This is a genomic window from Ottowia sp., from assembly GCF_046348305.1.
In the GTDB taxonomy this organism is placed as follows: domain Bacteria; phylum Pseudomonadota; class Gammaproteobacteria; order Burkholderiales; family Burkholderiaceae_C; genus Ottowia.
The window spans coordinates 238,447-251,586 of sequence record NZ_JAXMEM010000007.1; the positions used below are offsets into that span (position 1 = coordinate 238,447).

The 13,140-nt window shown below is 64.0% G+C and carries 7 protein-coding genes; all 7 read right to left on the bottom strand.

The annotated features are described in order from the left end of the window. Positions 1-58: 58 nt before the first annotated feature. Genes pelG through U1F38_RS10470 form a run of 7 tightly spaced genes read right to left on the bottom strand, consistent with a single transcriptional unit; the run spans position 59 to position 13,073 of the window. Positions 59-1,432, bottom strand: a complete 1,374-nt coding sequence (gene pelG, locus U1F38_RS10440) for an exopolysaccharide Pel transporter PelG (RefSeq protein ID WP_409986998.1) — start codon at positions 1,430-1,432, stop codon at positions 59-61. Continuing rightward, positions 1,432-2,964, bottom strand: a complete 1,533-nt coding sequence (gene pelF / locus U1F38_RS10445) for a GT4 family glycosyltransferase PelF (RefSeq protein ID WP_409987025.1) — start codon at positions 2,962-2,964, stop codon at positions 1,432-1,434. The genes pelG and pelF overlap by 1 nt, the downstream gene beginning before the upstream one ends. Beyond that, positions 2,961-3,962 (bottom strand): hypothetical protein, encoded by a 1,002-nt coding sequence (locus U1F38_RS10450; RefSeq protein WP_409986999.1) that lies wholly within the window; start codon positions 3,960-3,962, stop codon positions 2,961-2,963. The genes pelF and U1F38_RS10450 overlap by 4 nt, the downstream gene beginning before the upstream one ends. After that, entirely contained in the window at positions 3,952-5,349 is a 1,398-nt protein-coding gene (locus U1F38_RS10455) for a PelD GGDEF domain-containing protein (protein ID WP_409987000.1), read from the bottom strand. Before U1F38_RS10455 ends, U1F38_RS10450 begins: the two co-directional genes overlap by 11 nt. Before the next feature lie 8 nt (positions 5,350-5,357). Continuing rightward, a complete protein-coding gene (locus U1F38_RS10460) occupies positions 5,358-5,909 on the bottom strand; it encodes a penicillin-binding protein activator LpoB (RefSeq protein WP_409987001.1) in 552 nt (183 codons plus the stop codon). Positions 5,910-5,926: 17 nt separating this feature from the next. Beyond that, positions 5,927-10,243, bottom strand: coding sequence for a tetratricopeptide repeat protein (locus tag U1F38_RS10465; RefSeq protein WP_409987002.1), 4,317 nt, complete (start codon positions 10,241-10,243; stop codon positions 5,927-5,929). Positions 10,244-10,253: 10 nt separating this feature from the next. After that, positions 10,254-13,073, bottom strand: a complete 2,820-nt coding sequence (locus U1F38_RS10470; protein ID WP_409987003.1) for a bifunctional glycoside hydrolase 114/ polysaccharide deacetylase family protein — start codon at positions 13,071-13,073, stop codon at positions 10,254-10,256. Between the last annotated feature and the right edge of the window lie 67 nt (positions 13,074-13,140).

Below are 13,140 nucleotides of genomic sequence, written 5' to 3' on the forward strand. Positions count from 1 at the left end.
GTCGCGCGGCTGTATCCCGTCGTGTGCCTATCCGGATCTGCCGAGCCGGCCGGGCGTGCTATTGCAGCATGAAAGTGTGGTATTCGAGCCGGTTGAGGCGGCGCGTGAGGAGTTGCAGCCCGGCAGCCAGTGTCACGAGTTGCGCCACCGCGAAACCGTAGCCGTACAGCGGCGCGCCCCACCACAGTGTCAAACCGGTAAGCACCACGTTCAACACCACGAACAGCACGCACAGCAGCAGCACGGTGCGGCGCTGGTCGAGGTAGAAGAACACGTTCAGCACCGCCATCACGCCGACCTGCAGGCCGGCACCGATCACTTGCACGTGCAGCAGCGGCAAATAGAGGCGGGAGATGCCCAACACGTCAAGCAGCCAAGGGCCGGCCACCATGGTCACCAGCACAGCCAAGGTCTGGATCTTGGCGATCTGACCCAGGCCTTGCTGGATGGAGTAAACCATCTCGTCGCGCATGGATTCGATGAATTGCAGAGAACCTCCACCGCGCACGGCGTCGTAGAACTTGTCGTAGTACTCGACGAAGTCGGTCTCAATGCGCATAAGGAACACCGCCATTCCGGGGATGATGGACAAGTAGGCCAGGAACACCGGCAGGTCGTAGATCAGCGAGGCGCGCAGGTGGCCGATGATGGGCTGCGAGGTGGGCGGAAAGAACCAGAACATGAACTTGTCGGCCCAGATGCCCGCGTTGTAGAGCAGGCCGATCGCCACCAGCGATGGGTACAGCTTGCCGGGCTGCAAGAAGTCGAAGGCGACCAGGCGCGGCGCGGCCGGAAACTCGCGCACCACCAAAAGCCACATGCCCACCAGCAGCACGAAGTGGCCAAGCACGAATCCGCCCAGCAGGCCTTCCAGCCCCCAAGGGCGCAGCAGCAGTGAGCACACCACGATCAGCGCGTAGGCCGAGCCGAACAGAACGACGATGGCCTTGTAGCGCTTCATGCCCGACAGCAGGATGGTCAGCATCCACACGGCGCTGAGCAAGGCAAAGCCGGCCAGCATCAGCAGACGGTAAAGCAGTCCCAAGCCGGGCAACACCACGAACAGCGCCAGAGTGGCCAGCACCGCCGCTCCCAGCAGCACCAGCACCATCAGGCCATGTAGGTTGGGCAAGACCTGCCGCCCTTGCTTTTCGAACAAGCGGTCGGAGACGAAGCGCGTGAAAGTCAGTTGCGCCAGACCGGTGTAGATCAGGCTGCACGCGACCAGATAGGTCACCGAGGTCTGGAACTGCGTTACCAGCGTGGCTGGCTCGACCACGCTGGCGCTCAGGATGCCGATCAGCAGGATGCCGACGATCGACAGCACCCAAGGGCCCGACCCGATGACGCCGGCGTAGGCATAGGCCTGCACCAGGCCCAGCAAGGTGTTGCGGCGCAGCAGGTGGCGCAGTTCGAATCCGATGCCAGCCATCAGGCAACTCCCGGAGCGTAAGTCAGGGCACGTTCGTACACTTGGCGGTAGCGATCGAACATCAGGGTATCCGTGTAATAGCGCTCCACGCGCGCAACGGCAGCCCGGCTGGCCGCATGCCAGGCGACGGGGTCTCCCAGCAGCGCCAGCGCGGCGTCGGCCAGTTGCTGCGGCTGTGCGATCGGCACCACAGTGCCCGAAGGGCCAAGCGCGCGGTCTTCGGCATCCAGTCCTTCAACCAACTGACGACACGAGCCAACATCGGTGGCCACCGTCGGAACGCCCGCAGCGTAGCCTTCGAGCAGCACCAGCGGCAGCGCCTCGCTGATGGACGACAGTACAACCAAGCCAATCTGCGGCATCAGATCTTCCACGCGCTGCATGCCCAGGAACTGGATGTTCTGCTGCAGGCCCAGGCTGCGCACCAGGTTGCGGCACTCCTCCACGTAAGTCGGGTCTTCGTCCACAGGGCCGGCGATCCAGCCTTCAGCGTCGGGGCGTTGATTGACCACGCGGCGCATGGCGCGGATGAAAGTCTTGATGTCCTTGATGGGCACCACCCGGCCAATCAGGCACAGCACCGGCGGCGGCCCAGCGGGCCGATCTGCACGCAGGGGCGAAAACCGCTCCACCCGGATGCCGTTGGGGATGCTGCTGGTGCGCTCGGCCGGCGCGCCGTCGGCCACTTGGCGCTGGCGATTGGCTTCGTACAGGGCAATGATCGGGTCGGCGCGCTGATAGCAGTAGCGGCCGATCCATTCGAAGAACTGGATCCACATCTGGCGCAGGTACGACAGCTCGGTGGGGTCGCGCTGGAAGATGTTGCGGTTGTCGCGGATCCACTCGCTCTTGAACAGGTCGATCTTGCGTTCCTTGGTGTAGATGCCGTGCTCTGAAAGAATGAGCGGTACGCCGCGCGTCTGCGCCAGCAGCCCGCCCAGAAATCCTGCGTAGCCTGTTGATGCGCAATGCACCGCGCGCACGTCGATGAACTGCTGCGCGACGCGTGCCAGTACCCAAAGGGGTTGGAACATGATACGCACGGTCCAGAAAAAATCGACGAATGAGGGGTCGGCGCAGTGGCGGCGATAGTTGTCGCAAATCAGTTCCCAGGCACGCCGGCTGTACAAAAAATCCGTCAACTGCACAGTTCCACCCGGCTGCATTTGCTCGACGACGGCTTCGAACGCGCGCATCGCCTGGGCGTTGGCCGGACCCTCGGCGAGCGCGTCAAGCAGGCGTTGCACCAGCGCGTGTCCGACAGGGTCGCCGGCGCGGGCCAACGGCTCTTCGTTGCTGCTTCCCTTCGCATACAGAAAGTGCTCTTCGAAATGCACCACGTTCGCGGGAAGTGGATATTTGAAGTCGCCGTAGTCCTCGCGCCGACTGCCCAGAAATATGATGGCGAATCGATGTTCGGGGTAGGCGTGGATGATCTGGTTGACCCAGCCCGAAACGCCGCCTCGAATATACGGAAAGGTGCCCTCCAGCACCAGCGCGATATCGGCCGATTGGGCCGTGGGGTGGGTCATGTCAGGTTCCAGTAGTCGATCACCGGGCGCAGACGCGGCAGAGCGCTCCATTGATCGAGGCGCTGCATCAGCGCGCGCGTTTGAGCGAAGTCGCGCCGACCGAAACACAGTTGTGCCTGGTAAGGCATCACCCGTGTAGCCGGCAAGCCCAGTGCACGCGCCTGCACATAGGCCTGTTCGGCTTCGTCGGCGTGGCCCGACTCGTCCAACAGGCGGCCCCGACGCAAGTGCAGCGCGGCGTTGTCCGACCGCTGCTGCAGCACTAGGTTGCAGTAGCGCAAAGACTCCCGGATCGCATGCGCGCGCAGGTCGCCCTGAACCAAATCCTCATAGACCAACTCCCAATAGAGGTCGGACAGATGATGCGCACTGTGCAGCGCCTGCTCGCTGCCTTCAGCGGCACTGTCCAAGGCGTTGAGCTCGACGCCGATGGCACGGTTGATGCGCTTCTCGAGGCTATCGAGCATGCCGTAGGCCAGCAGGCGCAATTCGTCGTTGGGGTCGCTGAGTACTCCGCGCAGCAGCGGTGCAGCCGTGCGGCCGGCAACATGCTGCAGCGCCGCTATCGCGCGCATGCGCACCGGCACGGGAACCTCCGTCTTGCCCAGGAACGAACGGAGACCGGCTTGGCGGAACTGGCTTTTGCGGCGCTGCGTTTGGTCGAACTCGGGCAATTGCAGGGATTCGAAATCAGCCACTTGGCCGCGGCCGTGGTAGCGGGCCAAGACCGGAAACGCTGCCAGCACGCCCAGAAAGCCCGCCACCGGAATCGCGTAGCTGAACCCTGCCATGAGCGCCAGCGTGGCCAACCGCGGCTGCGCCAAACGGCGAGGGATGAGCGGCAACAGCGCCAGTGATAGCAACACGCTGGCCAGGGCATGCACCACCAGATAGCTGGCCAGTGCCGCGTCACTGTGCTCGGCCAGCAGGCTTGCGCTGCTCCACGCGCCGACCTCCAACGCCAGCGCCGCCAGCCCGAACTTGAGGTCAAGCAGCATAAGCCAAGGCGTGGATGCGCTCCACGGTCTGCGCAGGGTCGGTGCCGTCCAGCGGCAACACATGCGAGAACACGCCTGCCTCCGCCAGTGACTGGTTGCTCTTTTGCTGCAACCAGTCCTCCAGTCGAGCGATGTATCCTTCGGCAGACGCGCCGTCACCCAAGGGCATCAACACCGCCAGTACCTGGCGCGCGGGGGTTTCGATCAGCCAAGTTTCGTCCAATTCGCGTCTCAGGCGCAAAATCTGCTGCATCAGATCTTGCGATCGCGCAGTTGACGTCAACTCAAGCGCCACGACGATGCTGGACACGTCAGCACTCGTCTTGAGGTGGGCCAGGCGCTGGACTTCGAAGGCAAACCGGTATGGACAGTCTGGAACCCGCTGCACGATGGGCTGCGCCAGTGCATTCATTGACAAGCCGTCAGTGTAGTAGCCCAGCAGCAATTGCAGGGTCTGCAGATTTTCGGTGTGCAAGGCGAAAAACGACATGTTTTGTACAAGCAGCAGCCCGTACATCTCGCCCGCCAGATCGAGCAGTGGCGCAGCCACCAAGTACTGCGAATCCTGCTGCGCCGCGACTGCCTGGCTGATGTGACACAGCTTGCGCGTTTCCAGCGCTTGGCGCACCAGCGGGTCGGCAAGATTCATACCTTGGTAGACCCCCAGCACGGCAGCCGGGTCGGCGGCTATCTGCCCATGGGCCACCGAATGCAAGGCAGCGCAATCGAGTTGGCAGAATTGCGCCAGCAGCCTTAACAGGGCCTGCGCGCCTTGTTTGCTGCCGACGTCGTCGCGCTCGGTGTCGCGCAGTGCCACCAACGCGTCGTGCATGGACATGGGACGACCGATCAGTTCGCGCCCCAGTCGGTCGTGCGACAGACGCAGTAGATAGTGCTGACGAACCACATGATCCAAGCGTTGGTCAAGATAAAGTTGCACCGCTTCGGCGCGGCGCGTGCGCGTGCGCCAGAAACTGGAAAACTCACCCGCGACGAACACCAAGATTAGCCCGCCCAGGAAGTACATCTGGGGAAAGAGTCCTATACGCCCCGGATTGAGCGTCCACCATGCAACCAGCAGCACCCCGGCGGCACCCAACCCGGCCAACGGGCCATAGCGCAGGGCGAGCAGGAGGGGTGCCAGCCAAGCCCATGGGAACTCGCCGTTGACCTGCAGCGGATCTTGCGGGGCCCAGATGTAGCCCAAGGCCACCGCCAGCAGTGGTAGCGCGATGATTTCGGCCACCATCGCCACGGGGTGGCTGGCCGGCGCGGTCAGTTTGCCCAGCAGGTGGGGGGGCGGATGCAATCCGACACCGGTCCCGGATGGGACACCGTCGCCGTCGATCTGGCGCGGAGTGCTGACGGTCTGGGCAGAGGTGACCATGGCCAAGTTCAGCGAGCGTCGGCGAGACCGGATTGCAGAAGGTCGCGGATCAGCTGCTGTGCCACAGCCGACAACGCCTGACGGCTCCATCCGCTCCTCCCACCGGTACCGCTCCACAGCGTGTCGCCCGTGGCTACGTCCAGAATGCTGAGTGTGACCCCGGCGGCGGGTTCGCCATCGACACCTACCTTGTAGCGCCATTCGTCTACCGAGCCCGCCAGGGCATAGCGGACTTTCTGTTCGCGCGCCCAAGTCAACGCGTCGTCCATGCGAGCGTTGTCCTGGGCGCCAAACAGCGCATCTTTCTGCGTTCCGGTTGGAGCACGACGCACGGTGCCCACGCCCTGCGCCTGCAGCAGTGCCTGGGCAATGGACTCGGCTCGGCTGCCGGCCATCGGAGTCTCGGTGTGGTTGACGAAGGGCAACACCACCCAGGATGCCTGGCGCTCCAAGCTGGGCGAGGCTCCACGGTCAATGGTGGAGCACGCAGCCAGCAGCATGACAGCGCCGGCGGTGACCAGCATGGACAGGCGGCGTGCGATCGAGTGGTAAAGGCGCATGGGGTTTCTCCTCGGGACTAGAAACGAAGTTGATAGGTCAGTTGCACATTGCGGGTGAAGCCCAGGGACTGAATGCCGGACTTGGCAATGCCCCAGGTGAGGCTCAGGTGATCGCCACCCAGCACGCTGCCAGCCACACCCAGGCGCAGGTCATAGCCCACTCCCAGCTCGCTGTGCCAGGTGCGGCTGACGCTGGCGTAGGGCCGGATCGCGCGCGTGTAGTCCTGCTCGTAGGCCATGTTGGTCGACAGGCGCACACCGTAGAAGCGGAAATTGCCGGGCAGGAAGTAGTCGATGCCCATGTCGCCGCCGCCGGGGGGAACGAAGCGCTGCTGGAACCTAGCGCCTTGATCGCCCAAGTAGAAGGGGTAGCGGCGCTCAAAGCGGTGGCTGGACCAGAAGGCTCCCACTTCCCAAGTTGGATTGTCCTGGCGCAGGGCATGCGAAAAGTCAATGGTGGTGTGGCGTGCGCGGCCGACCTCGGCACCGGTTTGCAGACGATATCGCTCGGCCGCCTGCGACAGCACGAAGCGGTCCTGGCGCGTAGCCTGATATTCCAACTGGGCGGCGGCGCGTGTCTTCATGCCACCCAGGCGCAGGGCCAAGCTTTCATCGCTGGGCATTTGCCAACCTAACTCGCCCCGTAGCGTAATGCGGTTGTTCAGGCGTTGTTCGTGCTCAATCCACAAGGGCGTGGTGTTGCTGAAGCCGTGACGACTGGCGGCACGCAGCTGGGTCAGGCCGCCGTGGTGACGCCATTTCAGCAGCAGGCCAGCGATGTTCTCGTTGGGCGCGCTGGCCAGCACATCGGGTGCGGTGACGTGGCGACGGATGGTGCTCCATTGAAAGTCCAGCGAGATGCGGGGGCTGAGAGCGAAGTGCAGGCCGACGTCGGTCTGGTTTTCGCTCGCCGCGCCCAGATAGTTGTGTTGAACTTTCGTGCTGGCGTCATTGCCGAAGCTCAGCAGGTTTTCGGTCAGTTGCTGGTGCAGCGTGTCATCGTTGGGTTGCTCCGCTTGTGCTTCAAAGGCGGCGCTTTGGGCCAAGCGCGTGTCGCCGACTTCGGCCGCGGCGTTGATGCGGTCGTAGCGCGGTAGGCGCGCGTCGCTTTGCTCCAGCAGTTGCCCGGCGGCAGCCTTGTCGTACTGACCAAGGGCTACGCTGATCTCGGCCCACAACGGAGCATGGGCGTGCTTGGCGTAGCTGCGAGCGTACTGCTGCCAAAGGAAGCCGCGCTCGGCGTTGTAGTGACCCGCGTCCTGGAGCCAACTGATCGCCAGTTCCGCGGCGGCATCCGAATACTGGCCTTGCGCGTCTTGGTCCATTCGCATCAGCTCGGCCAGCACCTTACGAGCCGGATCGCCGGGCTGTTGTGTTTGCACCAAACGGGCACGCGCGATGCGGCGTGTGGCGTCAAGACCCTCTTCGGTGAGCCATTGCTTGCGGGCCTGGGCGCGGCTGAGGATCTTGCCGTCCGGCGCCTGCCGCGCCTCTTGCCATTGCTGCGAAAGAAGGTGGCGACGCAAGCGCCAAGCGCGGTCGATCTCCTGGTTCTCGTCCAGCGCGTCAGCGTAGTTCATCAGCCAAAGAAAATCGTTCTCGTGCCTGGGCAGATCTGGCGTGAGGTAACGATCAAGCGCGATCTGTGGCAGAGACAACGCTTGGTAGGCGGCCGCCAACACGTCGTGCAACTCTTGGCTGGTGCTCCATTGCGGCTCATGCTCCGCCAAGAGCTGGCGGATGGCTGCTGCATCGTTGCTGTCGATCAACAACCACAGAAAGGCCTCGCGCGTGTCCAGCGACTGCGGATCGACCTTCAGTGCTTCCTCGAAATACTGCCGCGCCAGTGCCAGCCGTCCGGCGTTCTTGTGGTAGTCGCCCACGAGCGTCAGGAAGTGGGGTGAACGTCGCAACTCGGCCAAAGACGACCGGGCTGCGCTGGGTGCCTCGTCGAGTTGTGCCAGGGTACGGGCGAAGTCATCCCACTGGTTGCGGGAGGCAAACAGCGTCAGTGCTTCGATCAGATGACGCGGCATGCCGTGCTGACGCCACGCCATCACCGCTACTTGTGCGGCGTCGCCGGGTTGCTCTGGCTGCAAAAGGCGAATCAGTGCGTCGTAGTCGCTGACGTCGGCGGAGGAGGTGGCAATAAGCTTGCGGTAGGCGGCAATGGCCAGCTCGCTGCGCTCGCGGTCGGCTGCCAACTCGCCCGTCATGCGCCACAAATCGCTGGCGATAGCGGGTGCGGGCGTTTGATTCTGCACCGCCTCAAGCCAAGACAGGCCACGATCCGGCTGGCCGGCGCGCAGCGCCAGCACGGCCGCGTGCATGGCACGCTCCGGTGTGATTTGGGCCGGATCGATGAACAGCTTTTTCCAAGTGTCGAGTGCCAAGTCTCTCTGCCCCGCTCGCTCGGCCAGCCCGGCCAGCAACTCGAGCCCCGCAGGAGATTTGGCATGCTGACGCAAGTAATCCAGCGCCGGCTGTGGCTCGCCCAGGCGCTCCTGGGCGTCAACCAGTTCGCGCATCAGCGACAGGTCGTCGGGCCGGGCTGCCAACTGACGGTGCAACGCCTGCACCAGGGCGGCATCGTCGAATAGGCCGGGTGCCAACCGCAACACGGCTTGCCAAGCGGCTTCCTTTTGCGTGGTGCGGGCAATCTCCAACCAGTTTTGCAACGCGATGGCGGGGCGATCGGTCCATTCCGACACCTGCGCCAGGCGCTCGCGCCACATCATGTCCGTCGGGTTCTTGCGCACGGCGTTGTCAGCGACCTTCCAGGCATCCTGGAGTTTGCGCTGGCCCAGCAGGGTGACGTATTCGTCCTGCAACAATTCGGTCTGGGCCTGCTGCGCCTGTTTGCGCAGCGCCGGATCGGGCGATTCGAGCATCGGTTTCAAGGTGGCGCTGGCGCCGGCGATGTCGCCGTGCTGGATCTGGCGCTGCATCAGCAGGCGGCGCAGCCGCATGTTGTCTGGCTCGTCGCGCAGCCAGTCGCGCAAGGTCTGCATCACGGCCGTGTCGTCGAACGGCGCGGATGCGAGCCGCTGGACGCTTTGCCAGGCCGCCTTGCTTTGGGTGGCGTGGGCAACATGTAGCCAGTTGTCGAGCGCCACGCCAGGGCGCTGCGTCCATTCAGACACCTGGGCCAGCCGCTCGCGCCACACCATGTCACCGGGGTTTTGGCGCACCGCGGCGCTGGCCACGGCCCAAGCATCCTCGAGCTTGTGGTTCTCCAAGAACACTTGATAGCCCAGGGTGTAGGTCTTGTCGTCAAACGGCAGGGAGGGCAGGTTGGGCGGGGGCGGCGCCTTGTCGGCCACCGCCAGCATCAGGCGTTGACCCGGATGCATCAGCAGGCTGGCACCATCGTCGAATCTGGAAGACTCGCGCACTGCGGATGATTCGGCAAGGCCGCTTGCCGCAGGATGCCAAGCGACGGATCGCAGTGTGGCGACCTGGGTTGCGCTGGCTTGCTGAATGGCGCGCCAGTAGGGCTCCAGACTGACGTGCAAGAGGCGGCGAACGTAACGTTCGGCCACGTCAGGCTGACCCGCGGCCCGTGCCAGTTCGACGAGCAAGGTCAGTGCCTGCGGGTCGTTTGCCAACGAGCCCAGTTCGCGTTCGGCCAGCTCCAACGCGGCCTTGGGCTTGTCGCCCGAGCGCAATGCCGCCACCGCCGCGAAGTAGTAGCGCTTGGCTTCGCTGGCGTCGGGCGCGTGTTTGCGCGCTTCCAAGTAAAGTTGCGCGCAGCCTTCGTAGTCGCCTTGGCCCAGCGCCTGCTTGGCGGCGTCCTCGTAGTATCGGGCGGCTGCGCGCGGATCGGTTGGGGTCTCGTCGCGGGTGATCTTCAGGACGATTTCGGGAGCGTTGAACTCGTTGGCCATCACGGCGAGACGGCTTTGCCGCTCGATCGGCCACGATTGCTGTGCCAGCAAGTGGATGTTCTGGCGCAGGGCACCCACGAGTGCCACGCGCCGGGCTGCGTTGGTCTCCGGCGTGTCTTGGTATTCACGATACAGCAGTTCACCCTGAGTCCACAGCGCCTCCTTGCGCAGCGCCGGATCGGTTGAGTCCAGCGCCGGTTGCAAGGTGGCGTGAGCACCGACGGTATCGTCGCGCGCAATCTGATGCTTTGCCAGCAGCAGGCGCAGGTGGGGGTTGTCGGGGTCGCTGCGCAGCAGGTTGAGCAGGTAGTTGTTCGACAGCTCGGTTTCGCCGGCACTGGCCAGCCGACGCTCGATGTCTTGGCGCGGGTACAACAACCACAAGGCCCCGCAGACTGCGGCCGATAGCACACCGATGAGCCACGGCGGCGCGAGAACCGGGCGCACGGCGCCAGACTCAACGCTCTGGGCAGAGGATCTGGATCTGAGCGGCGACATCGGGCAGCTTGAACTGTTGCACTGAAGCGGGGGTCTGCGCGGTGGGGCGCAGGGCGATAAGGGGGTGTTGATCGGCGCGCACCTGACAGCGCCCCGTGTTGGCCAATGCAAACTCCAGGGGGACGTGTCCGACGAGCTTGAACTGCACCTGCCGACCGTCGCTGCCCACCTGCCAGTCCTGGAGGCGCGCGTTGGCCTCGTACAGAAACGGCCCCGTCATGGGCTGGTCGCTGGTTTGCAAATAGGCCACCGGCCCGCTGAGGTGAACGTACAGGCCTTCACTGCCGGTGCGCGCGCCAGCGACGGCCAAGCTGCCGGCCAACTGTGGTTGCCCCAGGGTGGCGGGCAGGCGCACAGTGCGCAGCGCGCCATTGCTGCTGCGCAGACGCCAACCAGTGCCGTCGCGCGCGATGGCGTAGTCGAAGAAATCCTCGACCTTGCGGATGAACTCGGAGGTGTAGACGGGGTGCAGCGGTTGTGCGAGCGCCCAGTCGTAGACTTTGTGCAGGGCCCTGAGCGATGCGGGCTTGGACGCTGAATAGACGTGGTAATAGATGCTCACGGGCTTGATGCGCCGGGGTGCGCCAGTCATCTCGAAGGTCTCGATGACACGCTCAAAGCCATAGAACGGCCCAGTCCACAGATTGGTGTAGATGTTTTCATTGGTGATCGGGGCGTAGACCTGCAAGTACCCCCCTTTGCGGACACCGAAGGCCCCGACGGCGGTGAGCGATGGGTGAGCGCGGGTGATGAAGGTGTCCCCGCCGTTGATGTTCAGCAGACCGGCGCGGTAGGCCACTTCCAGCGCTGGCGCCGGGGGCGCGGCGTCACCCGACCATTGCAGGATCTTGACGGGTTTGTCTTTTGGCGCCAAGCGTTCGTTGATGTAGCGGCTGGAACCCACGATCTCGCGGTCGAAGTTCATGGTGTAGCCGGGCACAGCCAGACTCAGGGCGGCATCCGGATAGTCCTTGAACTGCTTGCGCAGGTTGCTGGTGTCCCACGCGAAGGGGTGCGAATAAGTGTGACTGGCGACTTCGATGTAGGGTAAGCGAAACATCTTGCGCGCCACGTCCTCCATGCGCGCGCTTTCGGCGGGGTACAGACCATCGGGCGCCACTTCCGCCTCGATGACGGACATGGCCTGTGGAATGCGGTACTTCTCGAACACGTCCTTGAGCAGCACCTGCGCCGCCAAGGGGCTGCCGGGAAACTCGGCCAGAGAGGGAAAGCCGTCGCCGTCCACGTGCACCTCCAGAAGACGACGGCCGTTTTCGGTGGTGGTGTCAGGCACCGGGATGGCCGGCAGGCGCAGCGCCTGCTGCAACAGCGAGAACGGATCGACGATCCAACGCGTGTTCTCGGTTCCGGGGACTTCGTAGACGACATTGGGGTCGAGAATGAAGCCGCCCCAGGGCGTGATAGCGCCGCCCACAAAGACGCGGCCCCCGGTGTCGCGCAACTCGATCAGGGGCTGGGCCTGACGCGCCATGTCGGGTGCAAGCTGCACAGCGCTGGCTTGCCGTCCCGGCAGCGGCGGTGGTGTTTCGAAACCCATGATCGACGCCTGCTGAGTCTGGCGCAGTGCGCCCTTGGGGCTCGGCGCATCTGCGGCCAACCCCAGGCTGCGGGCGAGGTGACGGTCTGGCTCCATACCCCAGTCCCCCACCACGAGCAATGGCATGCCATCCCGAACGCGTGCTTGCAACCATTGGCTCAAGGCGGGGCGCCGCTGCGCCGGGACGTAGCCCGAGAACCAGCTTACGATGCCCGCGTAGCGATCGCGCAGCACCGATTCAGGCAACGCCTTGCGCACGTCTGCGTAGTCCGTCACGTAGCCCATGTGGTTGAGCGGCATCTGCAAGAATCGGTGTGCCGAACTCTCGTCAAGCGCAGGCGATTCGTCCGCGTTGTAGAGCACCAGCACGCGACGCGGCACGGCTTCGATGCTGCCAATACCGAGAGTTGACAGATTGGCATCGGTCACCCAGGGGATGAAGCCGTCCTGCCGGATTTTGTCGGCGGTAGCGCGGGTCAGCGCGCGGTCCTGCGGCGCGACATAGTCGATCACGAGCACTGGCAAGCCGTCCCGCTGCTGCACGGTGTGCAGCTGCTGCAGCAGCCACTGACGGTGTTCGGCCGGGACTTCCTCGTAGCGTCGTGCCTGGGCGTTCCATTGTCGATACAGCGATTCGGCCGCCACCATCTCGACCTTGTCGCGCACCTGCGGGACGATCTCGAAGCCACGATTGACAATGAGCTTGATGCCCGGAAAGCGCTGGTGCAGCGTTTCGATCACTCGCACCAAACCTTGCTGTTGGGCTTGCTCATCAAAGCCCTTGGCCAGACGGTAGGAGTCCAGCGTGTCGAGAAAAAAGCCGCGATAGCCCTGTTGCCACAGCGGCTGCACGACGCGGCTGGCGAAAAAATCGGCCCAACCGGGGGTGCTGAGGTCGATGACGTCGGACTTCCAGTCGGGGTTGTGCGCAAATTTCCATTCGGGCGGAATGTCGCGCTCGTAGGCGCGCGAGGGCAACACTTCACCCACCGACGCGTAGGCATAGATCCGCGTGCCGGGCTGCAAGACGTCGGGCTTGCCGGCGCCATGATCGGGGTCGACGACCACCAGGTCAAACGCGCGGAATTCGCTCAGCGGAATCCCGCTGCCGTAATAAAGCGCCACTGCAGGCGTGGCGGCCTGCGCCACGCAGACCAGCAGCAAACCGCCCAGTGCGCAGATCAGACGCTTGCACAGTTGTAAGAGAAGCCCCGACACCATCCGATACCATCCCTGAGTGTTCTCTAATTGTTATCTAATAGTTATCTAATCCAAGAAAACGAAATTA

Coding starts and splice junctions, on each gene's coding strand:
- pelG (WP_409986998.1), bottom strand. CDS start 1,432: ATGGCTGGCATCGGATTCGAACTGCGCCACCTGCTGCGCCGCAACACC.
- pelF (WP_409987025.1), bottom strand. CDS start 2,964: ATGACCCACCCCACGGCCCAATCGGCCGATATCGCGCTGGTGCTGGAG.
- U1F38_RS10450 (WP_409986999.1), bottom strand. CDS start 3,962: ATGCTGCTTGACCTCAAGTTCGGGCTGGCGGCGCTGGCGTTGGAGGTC.
- U1F38_RS10455 (WP_409987000.1), bottom strand. CDS start 5,349: ATGGTCACCTCTGCCCAGACCGTCAGCACTCCGCGCCAGATCGACGGC.
- U1F38_RS10460 (WP_409987001.1), bottom strand. CDS start 5,909: ATGCGCCTTTACCACTCGATCGCACGCCGCCTGTCCATGCTGGTCACC.
- U1F38_RS10470 (WP_409987003.1), bottom strand. CDS start 13,073: ATGGTGTCGGGGCTTCTCTTACAACTGTGCAAGCGTCTGATCTGCGCA.